Below are 17,123 nucleotides of genomic sequence, written 5' to 3'. Positions count from 1 at the left end.
CGTTCGTTCCGTAACGACCCAGTTTTCGGGGTGCACACTGTAATGCCTCGAATCGACTTCGAGACCGAGCGAGCGTACGATGACGACCGATTCTCCGCACAGGCAGGGTTCCGAAGTGAGCGGATGAAAGTCATCTGTGGCTTTTTCGAACCCGGACAGTTTATTCCGGTCCACGCGCCGTCGAGCGACCTCGTTGTCAATGTTCGGTCAGGAACCGGTATCGTCCGTGAGGAGGAGACCGACCACCGGGTCGGTGCCGGCGACATCATCGTCGTTCCAGCGGATACGAAACGCGGTATCAAAGCGGACGATGATTCGAGACTCGAAGCGTTGTTGGTGACGTCGCCACCGCCGACAGACGCAGAACACGACCCCGTCCGTCGCGGGCTCGCAGCCGGGGAGTTCGAGTCGGAGTTATAGTAGTGTTTGCAAACGCTACTATCGTAACTGACTGACTGCGACGACACCCCATCTTCTGTGGGCTTCGCCTTCAGGCAGTACCCGGTACCGAACCTGTTCGGCTGAATAGCTACATGCGTCTCGAAATGAGGTACTGGTAGTACGTTGGTGATTACTGTGACCGAAGAAGCATTCGACCCAGACCGCCGGGTGAGTTCGTTTGTTGAAGAGACGCTAGCGTTCGCATACGTCTTCGAGGATTTCGGTATCGACTACTGCTGTGGTGGTGACGTGTCGCTCGCCGCCGCCTGCGAGAAGGCTAACGTCGATATCGCTACCATTCGTAACCGACTCCGTGCAGTACAGGAGAGCCACGACGAAGAGTCGGTGGAGTGGGAGTCTCTGTCCGAACTCGTCAACCACATCGTTTCTACTCATCACGACCGTCTACGTGAGGAACTCCCTTCCTTGGAATCCCTAGTTCACAAGGTTGCGGAGGTACACGGTGAGGACCACCCAGAACTTCGAGCAGTCGAACGGGAGTACGCCGTACTCGCCGACGAGATGCGAACCCACATCGAGGAAGAAGAAGACGAACTCTTTCCAATAGTTCGAAAACTCGACAGTGGTGGGTCACTAACTGACTTCGAGGTTCGAACTGTCAGGCGAGAACTCACAACTTTCGAAGACGACCACGAAGCGACCGCCGAGCGCCTCGAGCAACTTTCCGAGTTGACCGACGGATACACGGTTCCCGACAGCGCCTGTGCCAGCTACCGAGGGATGCTCGAACGCCTCGAAGCGTTAGAGCGAGAGACACACATCCACGTTCACAAGGAGAACAACATCCTCTTTCCCACCGTCGTGTCAACCCTCGACGCCGACGCCTGACGGAAACGTCTGTGGAAAGTTCCGGGGATATACCCCCGTTGCCACTGCAACTCCGGAGAGCTACGACTAGCCAAAGATAGATAGTGCGGTAATCAGACGTAACGTCTCGTATACGGGGTGGTTTAACGTATCTGTATGACAATTACAAACAATGGCGCACACAGAGTACGGGTATCTCACCCCGGAGAATCTGGCACTCTTTACCGACCTGTACGAGTTGACGATGATGCAGGGGTACTACAACCAGAACCACAACCCGACAGCGACGTTCGACCTGTTTTTCAGGGACCTCCCGCCGAACCGAGGGTACATGGTTGCAGCCGGGTTAGAACAGGCGATTCACTACATTGAGACGCTTTCCTTCGGCGAGCGGGTCATCGAGTACCTCACCGAACACGGATTCGACGAGGAGTTCTTGTCACACCTCGAAACGCTGGAGTTCACGGGCGACGTTCGAGCGCTCCCGGAAGGGACACCGGTGTTTTCGAACGAACCGCTGGTAGAGGTGACCGCTCCAATTCTGCAGGGGCAACTGTTGGAGACGATTGTTATCAATCAGATCGGGTATCAGAGTTTAATCGCGACGAAGGCGTCCCGGATGCGTGATATGATTACACAACACGGTGATGAACAATCACTCGTGGACTTCGGCTCGCGACGGGCACACGGCAGTGACGCCGGAATCAAAGCCGCGCGGGCCGCCTACATCGGTGGGTTCGACGGTACTTCGAACGTCGCGGCTGGGGAAGCGTTCGGAATCCCGATTTATGGAACGATGGCTCATTCGTGGATACAAAGCTTCGCCAGCGAGCGCGCCGCCTTCGAGACGTTCGTCGACGAGTACGGTGAGGAATCGATTCTTCTCATCGACACGTACGACACCGTTTCCGGTGCCAAGACCGCGCGTGCTGTCGCCGAAGAGAAAGACCTAGATATCGCCGGTGTGCGGCTGGATTCTGGCGACCTCACGGCGCTCTCAAAGGAAGTCAACGAGATTCTTGCGGAAACAGACCTCTTCATCTCGTCAGGTATCGACGAGTTCAAAATCCGACGGTTCCTGACGAACGGCGGTGTCGGGTCGGGATTCGGACCGGGGACTGCCCTCGTGACGAGCACCGATGCGCCGAAGGTTGAGGGAGTTTACAAACTCGTGGCCGTCGAGGAGGACGGGGACATGCAACCGAGTATGAAGCTCTCGACTGGGAAGGTGACATATCCGGGAGCCAAGAGCGTCCGGCGCGTCGAACGAGACGGCCAATACGACCGCGATATCCTTGCACTTCGGGACGAGGACTGCGACGGTGGTGAACAACTCGTGTCCGTCATCGAGGACGGCGAACTCGTGTACCAGTTCCCCGACCTTCCGGCGATTCAGGAACGTGCCCGCCGGTCCGTCTCGAAAACCCCGCCGGCTATTCGGCAACTCGAAGACCCGGAACGCTACGATGTTCAGATCAGCTCCGGTCTCGATACGCAGACGACGTCACTCCGCCGCCAACTCGAAAGTCAACACTCGTGAGCGGACTCTCTCACTTTCTCAGTCGAGGTCGGTGTGAGGTCCCGTCAGCTTTCGTCGACGGGAGGTTCGAGACCTCGTCTGCGAGTGTATTTTGGAAGTTGGGAGCCTATTCGGAGAGTTACTCAAACCGTTGCTTCGTCAGTCGTCTGCAGTACTAGCCGCGGGGTGTGTAACTCGCGGCTGACTCTCGATCAGGACCGACAGGAACGCACCCCCGAGCAGGAGAGCCGCGCCGGTCCAGAAGGCGAGTTCGTAGCTCCCTGTTGTTTGGCGGATGAACCCGCCGAGGAAGACACCGGTTGCGGCAAATATCTGGTGGAGAAGCCAGGACGTTCCGAGAATTCCACCCATCGCGTTCGTTCCGAAGTGGTCGCCGATAATGCCGGTTACCGTTGGGATAACTGGGAAGGAAGCGACACCATAGATAACTGCGAAGACGTAGAGTTGCCAGAGACTCGTCGACAGCGCTAGCCACACGAGCGAAACACCTCTAAGCATGTGGAGACCCGCCAGCATGCGCCGCTTCCCGACTTGTTCAGTCATCTTTCCGGTCACCCACATCGAGACGGCACTGGCACCGGCGGCGATTCCCAGCAACTGTCCGCCGAGTGCGACGCTCCCCCCAAGATCGACGGCGTAGTTCGGAAGGTGAATCGTCACGAGATACAGCGTGAACCCACAGGAACCGAAGCTCAGGCTGGCGAGCCAGAAGTTCCGGTCAAAAAGCGCTTGTTTGAGCGAGACACTCGCCGACCCGGCAGCTAGGACCGACTGCTCTCGGTCCGATGCGTTGTCCGTTCCATCCGGAGTTTGTCCGACTTCGGTGGGGTCGTCTTCAACGACGAACAGCACAGCCGGGACGACAAGCACGAGAATGAACAGCCCGAGCCCAGTGAACGCCGCTCGAAACCCAGCGGTTGCGATCAGGTAGCCGGCCAACGGAAGGATAATCAGTTGGCCGATGTTGATGCCCATCGAACTCTTCCCGAGCATCTCCGAGCGGTCGCGAACGTACCACTTCGAGACGAGGACCGAGTTCGCCATCGAACTACAGCCTGCGAAGCCGATTGCCGTGAGCACACCGTAGTACAGGAAGAACTCCCAGACGGTGGAGATGGTCGCCGAGAGGAGGAACGCGACACCCATCAGCGCCGCGCTGCCAGCGATGACCACTTTGGGGCCGACCCAGTCGATCAACCGCCCCATCACCGGTTGGAACAGCCCCCACGTAATCATGTTCACCGAGACGGCTAAGCTCAGAAGTGAGAGATCCCAGCCGTATGTTCCAGTAAGTGGTTCGAAGAACTGTCCAGCACTCAGATTCAACCCGAACGCTCCCATCAGCGCGAGGAAAGTTACAGCAACCACGCGCGGACCGAGGAACGTCGAGTCATCACGTATGTTTGTTCCAGACTGCATCGTGCAGTTGAACCGGTCGGTGAGATGGGCATTAGAGAATACTTTGGTAGCTACCAAAAGTAATAGAATACTTCGGTTTTCCAGATGAGTACTGTCGCCGCCAATACGATATTTCCCGAGTTTAGGACTAACGACGAAGAAAGTCTATTAATTGGTTGCTACCAAGACACTATATGCGAGAGTTCGTGTTCACAGTGACGTACGACCGCGGGGCCGACCCGATTGCGGACATTTTCATGGAGTATCCGGATGTTATGTCGAAGTCGCTCACGTGTACGGTCACGGCTGACAGTATTTGGCATCTCGACCGTATCACGGGGCCTGAAAACGCATTAAAAGCACTCGACGACGTGTTTCTCGACCCAACGCACTGTAACGAGTGCTTGGACGCCGAACACTGCCACACGAGTTGGGAGTACGAGGTCCTCGACCGAGGGAACGCGTCTCGGACCGTGTACGCCTATGGAACCGATGCCGATGATTGTCACTCGATTCCCCATCTTGCAGCGATACACATCGGTGAGGGGCTCCTGTACGACACGAAACGGCAGGGCAACCAGTATACGTGGCGAATCCTGATGCCCGACGATGCTAACGTCGGCGAACTATACGATGCGATTCGGACCGAAATGCGGGATGGGTTGCGTTTGAGTCTCGACCATCTGTCCGACCCGACACACTGGGGTGATGACGTCGTCTCTCTGGCCGACGTCCCGTACGAACAACGCGAGTTGATTAAAGAGGCAGTCGCTCGCGGCTACTACGAGACGCCCCGAGAGATTACGACGCAAGGATTAGCTGACGAGCTAGGAGTTCCACAGTCGACGGTTCAGTACCGTCTCGCCAGAGCCGAATCATGGCTCGCGACTCGGTTTGTTCTGGAACTCGTTTAGGAAGTTGGTGCCTGTTTCGAGACACTCCTGTGGTCGTCTCTCGGGCACAGTACCGGTATCGAAAATAAGCCGTCCACTGCCTTGGATCGAGGCCTACTCGATGTCTACTCGATGTGCTTCTTCGACTTCGAGTTTCGGGAGTGTAATGGTCAGGACACCGTTTTTCATCCGTGCACTCACACCGTCTTTTTGAATCTCGGCAGGCAATCGAAGCGACCGTCTCATCGACCGGTGTCGTCGCTCGTGTCGAAGGAACTGCTCTTCTTCTTCGTCGAGGGCTCGTTCGCGCTTCGCCTCGATTTGGAGCGTTTGGTCGGTTACTTGGACGCTCACATCGTCGCGCTCGAAACCCGGTAGGTCGGCGGTGACGACGAACTCGTCGTCGTGTTCGACGAGGTCGACTGCCATTGATTCGAGTCCACTCTCCCACTCTTCGTACGTCTCTCCTGAACCCCACCGTTTGGATGCTTCGTCGAGTTCACGGCTCATTCGCTCGAAGAGCCGCTCGATTTCTTCGAAAGGGTTGCGTCTGCTCATGGTCGTTTACCTCGCGTCCGTGTGTACGGCCCGAATCGAAAAATAACAGGTGGGAACCACTCAATGGGTAGAACATTCGTTGGGTTGAGGGTGTATCGGTCCCGGGGAAAGAAGGAGTAATTGTTTATCTGGCTCTGTTGAAACCCTCAGTGGCTGATATGTATCGCGTGCAAGATACGGAGGGTGTATTCAGCAGGTAGTCCCCGCACCACCGCTTCCATCAGCTGAGGAAACGTGTCCATCGTATTCGACACCTGAATTCCGGCAGGGAATCGTTGTGACTTTGGTAACCTCACTATCGTTGTTGCGTGTATAGGTGAGTAGGACAACATCATTCGATTGCCATTCGGTTAGTCGGGTCGTGTCGTTTTGTCCAGGTGCAAGCGTAGTTGACCACGACTGTGAGGTTGCACTGTGAACACTAATTGCCGTGACGTTATCCGGGACAAAAAAGTTATTTCCAGATGAATACTCTCCGAACGAGGTTGTCACCGAGCTACCGTTCCGATAGGTCAGTTCCAGCGGAATAGTACTGACCGGGTCGTCAGTGGGAATAACGGTTGCTGAGACCTGGTACGTGACATTCGCCCGATTCTCGACGGTGACCTCGGGTGCAGGAGAAAGCACAGCACTGAGGCCGAGACACCCGGAAAGGGCCGTGACGACAAGAAGAGCCACAACTCTTCTGGAGGACATATGCTTCGTTATCACAGTTCGAGAGTAAACGTGTTCGGGTAGTCTTGGTGGGAATGGCCGATACGCGCTGTGTATTCGACACGGCTGCCGGAACCTATCACCAGTTGAGAGTTTTAACAAGGCCGTTTATTTCGCACTGTATTATCAGTTCGCAACCATTAGGCGGTCTGAGTAAAAACGTGGGATCGTCCCATGCCCTCCACAAAATCAGATTTCGCCGCCATCGAGGCGACGGACCTCAGAAAGTCGTACGGTTCTGAGGTCGCACTCGACGGCGTTTCGCTGTCGATTTCCAACGGAACCGTGTATGGATTCCTCGGCCCGAACGGTGCCGGAAAGACGACGACGATGCGACTCTTGACGGGCCTCACACAACCATCATCGGGGTCGGCTCGTATCTGTAGTCTCGATGTCGAAAACCGGCGTGAACTCGCGGCAAACGTTGGGTATCTCCCGGAGACACCGCCACTGTACGACGAGTTCAGCGCGCGCGAACAACTCGAATACGCCGCGGACCTCCGTGATATCCCCGCTGAAACCGCCGATGCGCGTATTACCGACTATCTCGACCAGTTCGGACTCACCGGAGACGAGAACAAACGCATCAGCACGTACTCGAAAGGGATGCAGCAGAAAACCGCGTTCATCCAGAGCATCCTGCACGACCCCAAGGTGTTGTTCTTGGACGAGCCAACGTCGGGATTAGACCCGCGTGCAGCGCGTCGAATCCGCGAGTCGATAATCGGCTTTGCGGACGCCGGGTCAACCGTATTCCTCTCGACGCACATCCTCCCGGTCGTCGAGGCTGTTGCCGACGAAGTTGGCGTCCTATTCGACGGCAGACTCGTCGCCGAAGGCTCTCCGAATGAGGTGAAATCCCGAGCGGAAACGGGGAGCGAAAGCACCCTCGAAGATGCCTTCCTCGCCATCACGAGCGACGAGACCCCCATGGCGAGCGCCAGTAGAGAATGAGCCTGCGACAAGACGTTCGTCACGGCGTTCGCATCGGCCGTGCCGAGTTCGTCCGGAGCCTCAGAGGATACACGAAAGAGGCCCGACGGATTATCGGCATCGGGTTTGCGTTGCTGTTCTTCGGTGGCATGCTTCTATCTTCTCTTCCGGCGGTGTATCTAGCCGGCCGAACGGCGCGGTCGATGGCGGAAATTCCGTATTTCGGCGTGGCCACAACAGCAGTACCGGTGGCATTGCTCGCGCTGGCGATGCTTCGGACGTTCGAACGAATCGGAAGCGTCGAAGCCGAAGACTTCGTTCTGACAGCAGTTCATCCCAGAGCCGTCGTCATCGGGCTTCTCACCGCTGAAGTGGGCCGACTCTCGCTCTGGTTCGGGCTTCCAATAGCTGCCATCGTCACGACGTTCACGCTGGGTCTCGGCACTCCAACATTGCTACTTACGGCCGCCGCGGTCGTGATTCCGCTCACTTGTTGGGCGACTGTGTGGGGATATGCACTCGGGATCGCCGTGCTGCGTGTGTTACGACGCTTACCTGGTGTTCGTCGAGTCCTCAAGGCTGGTGGCGTCATCCTTATGCTCGCGTTCATCCTCGGTTCGCAGTTCGCCGGGAAGTATATCGTGAGTGAAAGCGCTTCGGTAGAATCACTCCTCTCCGGGTTGGCTTTCGGACCGCTCGTCGATTACGTCTCGCTCGCATTCGTTGGGACACCGCTCGCCCGTCCGATTTCGGGAAGTGCAGTAGTCATCATCCTCGCCATTGTTGTTCTCACACCGGTCGGTCTCGCAGCGTCGACGCGACAAGCGATTGCACTTTGGTTTACTGATGTTTCGACCCGTTCCGAACCACGCCAGACAAACGTCTCTACGGGTGGATTCTCCGCTCCGAAACCGTTCTCCCTGCTGAAGTCTGGCCGTGTCGCATGGGGGTTTCTTGTTCGCAGTATCCGCCACCCACAGAAGCTCACACACCTCGTTATGATACTGTTCTTCCTTGGTCCACTCGGGTCGAGCATCTTCCAGTCGCCGGGTGACGCATTGGGCCCACTCATCGCGGGTACGGGCGTCGGATTTGGAACCTACCTCGCCGGGGCAACGTTCGGTCTCAATCCTATCGGAGACGACCGGCCTCACCTTCCGTTGCTCCTCCTTACCGAAACCACCTCCCAGACGATAGTTCGAGGCCGGGCTATCGCTGGGCTTGCGCTCGGTATCCCTGTTGCAGTGCTCGTCCCACTGGGCTCGATAGCACTCGGGACTGCCTCAGTGTACGGGCTCACGTTCGCACTCGTCGGCATCGGGATGTGCCTCGCTGCGGCCGCCTTCGCAGTCGGTCTTGGGTCGGCATACCCTGTCTATGAAGCGCGAAAGTTCTGGGGTGCCGAGACCGTCGTTCCCTCGACGCTCGTAATGATGCTGTACTTGTTTGTCGTCGGCAGCGGAACCGTCATCGGACTCGTCACGACGTGGTACTCCGTTACGGGCCATCTGGAAGTCACGGCCCTTCTCGGCGGCCTGATTGGTCTCTACCTTCTTTTGACCGTGGGCGCGTCGTACGGGTCATACCGATACGCGATTCACCGCTATCGGTCCTACACGCTCGATTAGTCGAGGGTATAGTGTCACGATATCCCCGGTCACATTTTAGAAGAGACGCTCCGGTCGAAGAGTTTCACCATGGACGAAAAACCCATTCGGAACCGACGGGAGTCCCAAATAACTATGAGAAGTGATTCCTTAGCCACATTTGATGCCCTCCAGCAACGTGACGGACAGAATCAACATGTGGGATGCGGCGGTGTTCGTCGGCATCGTCCTCAGTCTCGGGGGGATAGTGCTTTTTTCCGACGAACCAGTCACTCCCGGACTCATCGCACTAGCAGCGCTGACATTCGTCTACGTGGGTGCGAGCGTGTTCGACGTCGTACGCGAACATCCCATGTACAATCTCGCGGCGGCAGTTTGTACGGTGCTCCTCTTCGGCGGCCTATATTTAACCGAACCAAGCCAGGGAGTCATCTTCCTCGCATTAACGGTACTTTCGGTCTTCGGCGTCGTCGTCGAAACGTACAACTACCGACACGGGACGAACTATCTGCGCATCAACTCCTCGTGATGTTAGTGGACCGACTCCACCGTGCAACGCTTCCGTATCTGACTGTCACTTCTGACTCCTAACGCGACACGAGATGACCGAAAAGCCAATCGAAAACGACGAAACGGAAGCTCGATACCTCGACTTCGTGGAGATGGCTCTCTTATTTGCCGTTCCCGTCCTCATCGGTTTCGCCGTCGTCCTCAGTGACCCGAATTTTGGTCTCACCGACGGTATCGGCACGACCGGCGGAATCGGGTGGATACTCGTTCGAATTCGAAGCCGATTCTACGCCGTCCGAACGCCGGACGGAATTTCACGCCGGCGTCGCCCAGCCGAACAAAATTGGATGGTTCATGTGGCCGAAGTCGAGTACGACCCGAAGTACGACAAGGTACTTGCGGTTGTCCTTGCTGTCATCGGTATCGCCTCGTTTGCCGCACTCGTATTTGTCGATATGTCCAGCCGTGACTCGATTTCCTTCGTGATTGTCGGACACCTCTGTTTGGTTGGTGCACTCATGGTTTATGGCGTCTCGAATCGGTGATGCACCCCTCCATTTTGAGGGTTGTACCAGAACAGATAGGTTATTTCGCGGATAAGTAACGCATCCGTACGATAACTGCCTGGTCGTACGGTATCTCTGATGCGGATTTCCACAGGCAGAGTAGGCTCATCCCGTGCCATCGGTAGTCCTGCAATACCCTGCCCCCCGGATTGCCAACTTGATGGGCCTGCCAACCCTTCCACCCTTCAATTACTATCAAACTACGTCTCAGTCGAGTTAGTCGTGACTCGCCGAACTCACGTTGTCTACGTCCCACCGCGCCACGATTGTCGTGTAGAAGCCCTCGACTTCGGCGACGATGGACCCACTGGCGAGGACCGCGAACCCCGCGAAGATGGTCACAAATCCAACGAGGGTGAGCGTCGAAATCGACTCGCCGAGCAGTGCCGACCCACCGAGGGTTGCGATGATTGGGACTGCGTAGAAGACGAGGTTCCCGTGAATCGGACCAACGTCATCGAGGAGGCCGAAGTAGGCGATGTACGCCATGGCCCCCGCGAAGATACCGACGTATCCAAGCGCCACAAGTGCCGTCGGAGTCCACGTAACCATCGCCGGTGATTCGCCGGAGGCGATACTGAAACCGTGCGTGAGAAGGGCACTGACTGGGAGTGCCCACGCCGTCCGAACAGTGCTCGAAAGGGAGGTGTCGGCCCACCGGATGAGAACGCTTCCGAGTGCTCCGCTGACCGCGCCGAGGAACACGACGCCCTTCCACACGGCCGCCCCGTCGAGGAGGTTCGAGGGGTCAATCTGTACGACGAGTGCCACGCCGACAAGCCCGATGAGCATCCCGAGTGCGCCGCGAGTCGAAAGTCGTTCGTCGGCGAGGAAGACCATCGCGAACACCGGCGTCAGAATCGGGTTGAGACTAAAGATAATCGACCCGACGCCGCTCGAAACGTGCTCCTGCCCGACGAAGAGGAGGGCGTTCGCGAGACCGATGACGAACACGCCGGTTGCGAGAATGCCGACGATATCGCGGACAGACCGCGGAAGTAACTCCGCACGGGGTGTCGTTGCGGCGACGTATGTGAATAACGCGACGGTGGCGATGTCGAACCGGAGGGCGACGAACAGCAAGGGTGGAAAGTAGTCAAGCCCCGCCTTCGCTGCGACGAAGGTGCCGCCGAAGAAGAAACTCGCCAACACGAACAGCGCAAGTCGACGACGCGTTCCCATTACCACGCCTCACCTCGCGACAGCGAGAGACCGATAGGTTCCGACAGTGAACTCATTATACGACGACCTACGAGCGCATCGCTTATACATTGATTCAGAAATTAATGCACGGCAAGAAAGTAGTGCGATAGACGACGATGATTCATTGTGTGAAATTATTTCGAGACTCGAAAGTCGTTTAGTCTCGGGCCTCGCAGAATCGAATATGGAATCGGCGTTAGAAGAAATCGAATTTCTTGCGCTCTCACAGAATCGCGTCGATGCGCTCAGATATCTCTCCGAACAGCCCCACACCCGCCGAGAGCTTGTCGAACTAACCGGTGCCTCACAGCCGACACTGGGCCGGATTCTCCACGATTTCGAGGAGCGTGAGTGGATTGTCCGTGAGGATAGCGCTTACAGGGCGACTGTAACCGGTAAGCTCGTCTCACGGGGATTCAGCGAGTTAGTCGAGATTCTCGAAACCGATGCCAAACTTCGCCCGATTGTTCGGTGGCTTCCGACTGAGACAATTTCGTTCGACCTCGAACATCTGACAGCAGCGACGATTACCACGCCGAGTCAGGTTCGTCCAAATGCACCAGTCAAGCGCGCACTCAAACTGCTCAGCAATGCGAACGACGTTCGCATCTTTTCGTACGCCTTCAACGAACAGAGCCTCGACATCATCGCCAACCGTACCGAGGCCGGAGACCAGCAGTTCAAAGGTGTATTCTCGTCGGAGACAATCGACGCCCTTACCGACGATTCACAGTTGCGGGAGCAACTTCGGGCGCTCCTCGACGCCGACGGCGCAGAAATCCGCATCACCGACGAGTTGATTCCGATGGCGACGACGATTGCCGACTCGACGGTTCATCTGTTCTTACGCGACGACAACGGCATTCTTCAGGCGTCGATTGATGTCGACGAGCCGGCGGTTCGCTCGTGGGCGGAGGAGTTATTCGAAGATTACTGGCAGGCCGCAGAGCCGCTTGACTTTGACCGATTGTGATACATCTCGGTCACTGCGTCGACCAGACAACACGAATTAACAGCTAGCAGAGATGTTTCCACGATGGACCGTCATTCGACTTCGTCGAGCGATTCGAACTTGTCCCAGCACGCACACGGCAGGTCGTCTAACGACGTGACTTCATCCGGGAGGCTCGTGAGTGGAATCCCGGACCCAACCTCGTCGCACTCGCGTAGATGAACGCTGAAATCGTCGCTGGACATCGTATACATAATTTCGAGACTAGGCCAGAGCCTCTTAAAGACCATTGAGGTTAATCGGCGACACATTCGGGGGATACGTCAAAACAAGTCAGAGAACACGGAACACACGAACGGTATCGCGCTTACCCGGTTCGCAGAGGAGTTGTGCGAGGCCGAGGTTCGAAAATACGTCTTTCCAGTTGCGGTGGTAAAGTGGGAAATCGTCGTTGACGTAGCTTACCTCAGCACCATCTCGGCCACGCTGGGGGCCATTACCTTCGTTTTCGGCGGTGATGAGGAGGTCGGATGTTACACGGGAAAGCTCCTCGAATACCGCTGTGTCGTCGGGGTGAACGTGCTGGAGCGTTTCGACGGAGTAGACGACGTCGAACTTGTCATCCGGGAAGTTCGGGAGTAACTCCTCTATCGCGCCGGTGAGGAACGTACCTGTCTCGACGAGTTCCGGATAGTATTCGGCCATCACCTCGAACGACTCGTCGTTGATATCGATGCCGGTGATGTCCTCGTAGCCGCAGTTGTGAAGGTGGGCGAGATGGCGACCAGAGCTACAGCCAACTTCGAGAATCGACGCGTCCTCTCGCGCGTAGTGGTCGAACACAGTTGTGAGCGTCTCGCTAACCTCGTTCGGGCCGATTTGGGCGTAGTACTCGGGAGAGAAATCGCCGGAGCGTTCGGCCCAGCTACGATGGTTGTCATCCGAATCCATACACGCTGTAGCGAGAGCAGAAGTAAATGCTCCGCGGAGTAGTATTACAGTTCACGCACCGACCCCAAGTAATTCGCTTGTCGAGTCTTGAGGTTAGGATTGGCCCGTACTATGAGGGGGACAGATTGGAGTATGAGGAATGGGGCTGGTTTGGAGGGTAGAAGTACAATACTGGGAGGGATGTCGTAGCGTGCGTCAGGGGGACCAGGCGTGCTGTGGAGTATCTCTGGTGGGAACGTCAGCGGGGAGTTCGAGTGTACGGTGAAGGGTGGTACCAGGGGGGAGGCGCCACCGTTCGCGTCTGTGCAAGCGGGGACTGCGGCGGTGATTGCAGTGACACCGTATTTAGCTTCGGTCGAGACGGTATCTTGCGCACCGCATTCAGTAGTAACTCCGGGAGGATGATAATGGGTGAGAGTCGTCCCAACTGTTCTTCGCAATACAACCGTTTTTACGGACTGTTCGCACTGTTTCAGTTGGATTAACTGAATATTTACTGGTTGATATACTAACTAGCCGCTGGAGAATTGGCGGTTTACATGGTAAATCACGATTTGTCTATAATTTCGATTGCATAGGTGATGAATCAAACACAATCTTGGGTATTAAACTATCATTTTATATTAAATGAATACTGCAGATTGGTAAATAAAATATTATACCGTGGCATCCCCGACAAATAGAGAACTGACTCATGTCTGTCCAACGCGCCTCGTGGTCACGATGTGTGCCCCTCGTGGGGCTCATCGTCTTTATAACAGTCTTTGCGAGCGTGCTACCGGCCACGGTTGTAGCGGAAGACAGCGTTGAGGTGCGTGCAGTGGACCACTCCGGACCGGGTGTCATCGCAACCCAAAACGAGCGGACGTATGTTGCTTCGTGGCAACCATCGACGGTTTCGGTAGCCATCGCGGCGGACCACGGGACGTACGACGTGTGTCTCAAAACCGAATTAAACGACGGTTCAACGACGACGCTTGAGTGTCAACGACTTCAAAACACGAGCGTTGGCAGCGAGCAGCGCGTCAACTTCGACATCGCACGATGGCCAGGAAACGCAACTGGTGAACAAGTCCTGACCACTGTCGTGCGGCCCTCCGGCGGTGGTTCCCCGGCTGCACAGGCGAGTCGAACGATTACCGTGCTTGCAACAGAAGGCGATGCTGACGGCGACAATCTGGGAAACAAACGTGAAGTAGAGCGGGGAACGAGCGTTCTCGTCGCCGATACGGATACCGACGGACTCACTGACGGTGACGAAGTGAACCGATACGAGACGGACCCAACGAACACTGACTCCGATAGCGACGAACTCAGCGATGGGGTTGAAGTAAACGAACTCGGGAGTAACCCGACAGAGAAAGATACCGATGGTGATGGTCTCGCCGACGGTGCAGAGGCCACAACGTACGGAACCGACCCAACTGTTGGTGATACTGACGGCGACAACCTCGATGATGGTCCCGAGGTAAACACCTATGAGACCAATCCGACTGTCACCGACACCGACGGCGACGGGCTCGCTGACGGTCCAGAAGTGAACGTCCACGAAACAGATCCGACTGCCGCCGACACCGACGGTGACGGCCTCAACGACGGGGAAGAGACGAACCGATACGAGACCAACCCCACCAAATCGGATACAGACGGTGATGGTCTCAACGATGGCCGGGAAGTAACCGTCATCGGAACAAATCCGAATCGCGGGGATACCGATGGAGACGGACGCGGTGACGGGACAGAAGTAGATGCGGGGACTGACCCGAGTTCCACAGTAGGCTCCGTTTTACGTTCACTCGGTATCGATGCGAGGTTCTCGATGCTTGCACTCGTAGTCGGCGGCGGCGCGCTCGTTATTCTCACTGTGCTCGCCGTACTCGGTGGCGTTGTACTCAGCAAACGGTATGCACACTTTCTGAGTTCGAATTCTCGAGTAGGAAGATACCTCCAAAGAAGAGAGAAAAGAGAGACAGACACCGTCTCTGACGCGGAAACACTAACTCAATCACAGGTGGAGGAGTTACTCGACGACGAAGCACGCGTACTCAAACTCCTGGATGAAAGCGATGGACAACTCCGTCAATCGGCAGTCGTTGAAGGGACGGGATGGTCTAAGTCGAAGGTCAGCCGGGTTCTCTCACAGATGGACGAAGAGGGCGTCGTGAAGAAAATCAACGTTGGCCGAGAGAACCTCATCATTCGTCCCGAAAACGTCCCCGAACACGCTCGGTCGCCGTTCGAAGAATCCTGAGTATCGGCTGGGAATCGTCGTTGTTGGACGACTGATGACATGTGTCACCAGTTGCAAACGCTACTATAGAGTATACTCACAGATGTCGCGGTGGTCGGTTTACTACGAGTTACGTTCTCGAAACATGTAAACCACGAAACTTATATGGGGTCAGACAAGCCAATAAAACGATAATGGCAGAGAGACAACACTATTTAAGACGAGTCCATAGATGAGTCCGCAAAAACCGAATCACGACGGTTTACCGGTCCTTTCTTGGTTCTTCGTCGCAGTTATTGTACTCTCGACTGTCGCCGTTCCGATAGCTGCGGGACCAGCAAAGGCTGCCAAGGCGCATGTTGGAATTACGAACGTAAAGGTTGCTCCGGACAAACCAGCGCCGGGTCAACAAACCGAACTCAAAGTAACGATACAAAACGGAGAAAACAGCCCCAGCGTAGTTGACATCACCGATGTCTACGTCCGACGACAGGGGAATCCGAGCGATATTGCCCGAATCGAAGATGTCGGAACAATAACTATTGGTGGGAATATATCTATACCACTGACAGCTTCCTTCGATGAACCCGGGTTGAAAAATCTCCGAGTCATTCTCGTTGGCAGACAAAAAGGTGGCTCGCACGTTCGCGTACGGTATCCAGTGACTGTCGATGTCCAAGAACCAACTCGACCTCAAATCGAACTTTCAGCCGAAGAGGCAGTCCCCGGGGCTACTCGGTCAGTCAACGTCACTGTATCGAACGGCCTCAACCACGACATTCGGCAGTTGAAACTCACGTCGTCTGCTTCGGATGTGAATTTCAGCGTAAACGAACGTGTGAAACCACGATTAGAAGCAGGTAATTCGACCACGTTTACGTTCCCTGCTCGTGTCTCCAAGGCAGGTTCGCATCCGGTGAACGTGTCGCTTCAGTATTCGGATCGAGGTGTAGAACACCAAATCACCCGAACATATCAGACCAACTTTGACTCCCCGACAAACCCCGGCAAAATCATCTTAACCGACGTCAAAGCGACGCAGACCGGTGGGTCTCTCGAAATATCAGCAACTGCTGGGAACGTTGGGTCGAGTACTGTCGAAGGCGTCGTCGTCTCGGTTGCCGATTCACCGGCCGTTGAACGAAGCAAGTACTTCGTCGGAAGTGTCGACAAGAGTGATTTCTCGTCGTTCACGCTCCAATCGAATGTTGCTGGTAACGTATCATCTGTGCCGGTCAAAGTGGCGTACACCGTTGGCGGCGTGAAGAAATCGTTCACTACAAACGTCAGCGTCAGCCGCCAAGTCGTGAGACGGCAAGCACCCAGCGGTGGTGGGCTCCCACTGCTCCCGGCAGGCGGTGCTGCCCTCGTACTGCTCGTCGGTGCAGTAGCCTATATCCGGCGACGATGATGATAAATGACTCCGGACATCTCCCCACATATCGATATGGAACAAGCGGGAGAAACCCGCGAGAGTGTTCAGAGGTCTACGATGAACGCTGCTGATGACGTAATCATTCGGGGCGAAGACGTCGTTAAAGAGTACCAAACGGGAAACCAGACCGTTCAAGCGCTGAAAGGCATCGACTTCGGTATTCGGCCGTCCGACTTCGTCGCTATCGTTGGACCGTCAGGAAGTGGGAAGTCCACGCTACTCAACCTCCTGGGATTGCTGGACGTCCCGTCTAACGGTACGGTTCGACTCCGGGGAGAGGACGTATCGACGTTCTCTGACGCCGACCGGACCCCCCCCCCCCCCCCCCCCCCCCCCCCCCCCCCCCCCCCCCCCCCCCCCCCCC

General features: G+C 56.1%; 18 protein-coding genes. 12 read left to right on the top strand and 6 right to left on the bottom strand.

Annotation, left to right across the window (positions count from 1 at the left end):
* Window positions 1–42: 42 nt before the first annotated feature.
* From QT222_RS18695 to QT222_RS18685, 3 genes are all read left to right on the top strand, one after another.
* Entirely contained in the window at window positions 43–420 is a 378-nt protein-coding gene (locus QT222_RS18695) for a cupin domain-containing protein (protein ID WP_004056252.1), read from the top strand.
* Window positions 421–567: 147 nt separating this feature from the next.
* Window positions 568–1,290 (top strand): iron-sulfur cluster repair di-iron protein, encoded by a 723-nt coding sequence (gene ric / locus QT222_RS18690; protein ID WP_491478041.1) that lies wholly within the window; start codon window positions 568–570, stop codon window positions 1,288–1,290.
* Between the two features lie 151 nt (window positions 1,291–1,441).
* Window positions 1,442–2,809, top strand: a complete 1,368-nt coding sequence (locus tag QT222_RS18685; protein ID WP_491478040.1) for a nicotinate phosphoribosyltransferase — start codon at window positions 1,442–1,444, stop codon at window positions 2,807–2,809.
* A 138-nt stretch (window positions 2,810–2,947) separates the two neighbouring features.
* Here QT222_RS18685 and QT222_RS18680 read toward each other — a convergent pair whose 3' ends face one another.
* On the bottom strand, window positions 2,948–4,228 hold the full coding sequence (locus QT222_RS18680; protein WP_491478039.1) for an MFS transporter: 1,281 nt from the start codon (window positions 4,226–4,228) through the stop codon (window positions 2,948–2,950).
* Between the two features lie 173 nt (window positions 4,229–4,401).
* On the opposite strand from QT222_RS18680, the gene QT222_RS18675 reads away from it, so the two are divergent.
* Window positions 4,402–5,121 (top strand): helix-turn-helix domain-containing protein, encoded by a 720-nt coding sequence (locus QT222_RS18675; RefSeq protein WP_004056245.1) that lies wholly within the window; start codon window positions 4,402–4,404, stop codon window positions 5,119–5,121.
* A 93-nt stretch (window positions 5,122–5,214) separates the two neighbouring features.
* Here the strand turns inward: QT222_RS18675 and QT222_RS18670 are convergent, their stop codons facing one another.
* Both QT222_RS18670 and QT222_RS18665 read right to left on the bottom strand, forming a co-directional pair.
* On the bottom strand, window positions 5,215–5,658 hold the full coding sequence (locus QT222_RS18670; RefSeq protein WP_004056243.1) for an Hsp20/alpha crystallin family protein: 444 nt from the start codon (window positions 5,656–5,658) through the stop codon (window positions 5,215–5,217).
* A gap of 189 nt (window positions 5,659–5,847) precedes the next feature.
* The gene (locus QT222_RS18665) at window positions 5,848–6,354 is read right to left on the bottom strand and encodes a hypothetical protein (protein ID WP_491478038.1); all 507 of its coding nucleotides are present in this window, start codon (window positions 6,352–6,354) and stop codon (window positions 5,848–5,850) included.
* 192 nt (window positions 6,355–6,546) lie between these two features.
* On the opposite strand from QT222_RS18665, the gene QT222_RS18660 reads away from it, so the two are divergent.
* The 4 genes from QT222_RS18660 (at window position 6,547) to QT222_RS18645 (ending at window position 9,967) form a co-directional block, all read left to right on the top strand.
* Window positions 6,547–7,326: an ABC transporter ATP-binding protein gene (locus QT222_RS18660; RefSeq protein ID WP_491478037.1), complete on the top strand. Its 780-nt coding sequence runs from the start codon at window positions 6,547–6,549 to the stop codon at window positions 7,324–7,326.
* On the top strand, window positions 7,323–8,933 hold the full coding sequence (locus tag QT222_RS18655; RefSeq protein WP_491478036.1) for a hypothetical protein: 1,611 nt from the start codon (window positions 7,323–7,325) through the stop codon (window positions 8,931–8,933). The genes QT222_RS18660 and QT222_RS18655 overlap by 4 nt, the downstream gene beginning before the upstream one ends.
* A 142-nt stretch (window positions 8,934–9,075) precedes the next feature.
* Window positions 9,076–9,441 (top strand): DUF8064 family membrane protein, encoded by a 366-nt coding sequence (locus QT222_RS18650; RefSeq protein WP_491478035.1) that lies wholly within the window; start codon window positions 9,076–9,078, stop codon window positions 9,439–9,441.
* Window positions 9,442–9,514: 73 nt separating this feature from the next.
* Window positions 9,515–9,967: a hypothetical protein gene (locus QT222_RS18645; RefSeq protein WP_491478042.1), complete on the top strand. Its 453-nt coding sequence runs from the start codon at window positions 9,515–9,517 to the stop codon at window positions 9,965–9,967.
* 237 nt (window positions 9,968–10,204) lie between these two features.
* On the opposite strand, the gene QT222_RS18640 is transcribed toward QT222_RS18645, so the two are convergent.
* Window positions 10,205–11,170 (bottom strand): DMT family transporter, encoded by a 966-nt coding sequence (locus tag QT222_RS18640; RefSeq protein WP_491478034.1) that lies wholly within the window; start codon window positions 11,168–11,170, stop codon window positions 10,205–10,207.
* A gap of 205 nt (window positions 11,171–11,375) precedes the next feature.
* On the opposite strand from QT222_RS18640, the gene QT222_RS18635 reads away from it, so the two are divergent.
* Entirely contained in the window at window positions 11,376–12,164 is a 789-nt protein-coding gene (locus QT222_RS18635) for a helix-turn-helix transcriptional regulator (RefSeq protein ID WP_004056235.1), read from the top strand.
* Between the two features lie 71 nt (window positions 12,165–12,235).
* Here QT222_RS18635 and QT222_RS18630 read toward each other — a convergent pair whose 3' ends face one another.
* Entirely contained in the window at window positions 12,236–12,388 is a 153-nt protein-coding gene (locus QT222_RS18630) for a hypothetical protein (RefSeq protein WP_014732673.1), read from the bottom strand.
* An 88-nt stretch (window positions 12,389–12,476) separates the two neighbouring features.
* On the bottom strand, window positions 12,477–13,094 hold the full coding sequence (locus QT222_RS18625; protein WP_004056231.1) for a class I SAM-dependent methyltransferase: 618 nt from the start codon (window positions 13,092–13,094) through the stop codon (window positions 12,477–12,479).
* Between the two features lie 694 nt (window positions 13,095–13,788).
* Between QT222_RS18625 and QT222_RS18620 the strand changes: the two genes are divergently transcribed.
* The 3 genes from QT222_RS18620 to QT222_RS18610 form a co-directional block, all read left to right on the top strand.
* Entirely contained in the window at window positions 13,789–15,345 is a 1,557-nt protein-coding gene (locus QT222_RS18620) for a helix-turn-helix transcriptional regulator (RefSeq protein WP_491478033.1), read from the top strand.
* Between the two features lie 895 nt (window positions 15,346–16,240).
* A complete protein-coding gene (locus tag QT222_RS18615; RefSeq protein ID WP_231512957.1) occupies window positions 16,241–16,735 on the top strand; it encodes a COG1361 family protein in 495 nt (164 codons plus the stop codon).
* A 6-nt stretch (window positions 16,736–16,741) separates the two neighbouring features.
* On the top strand, window positions 16,742–17,123 hold a 382-nt coding region (locus QT222_RS18610), incomplete at its 3' end, for an ATP-binding cassette domain-containing protein (RefSeq protein ID WP_491478032.1).

This window comes from Haloferax sp. s1 (assembly GCF_058382125.1).
This window is presented reverse-complemented; position numbering and strand designations above follow the sequence as displayed.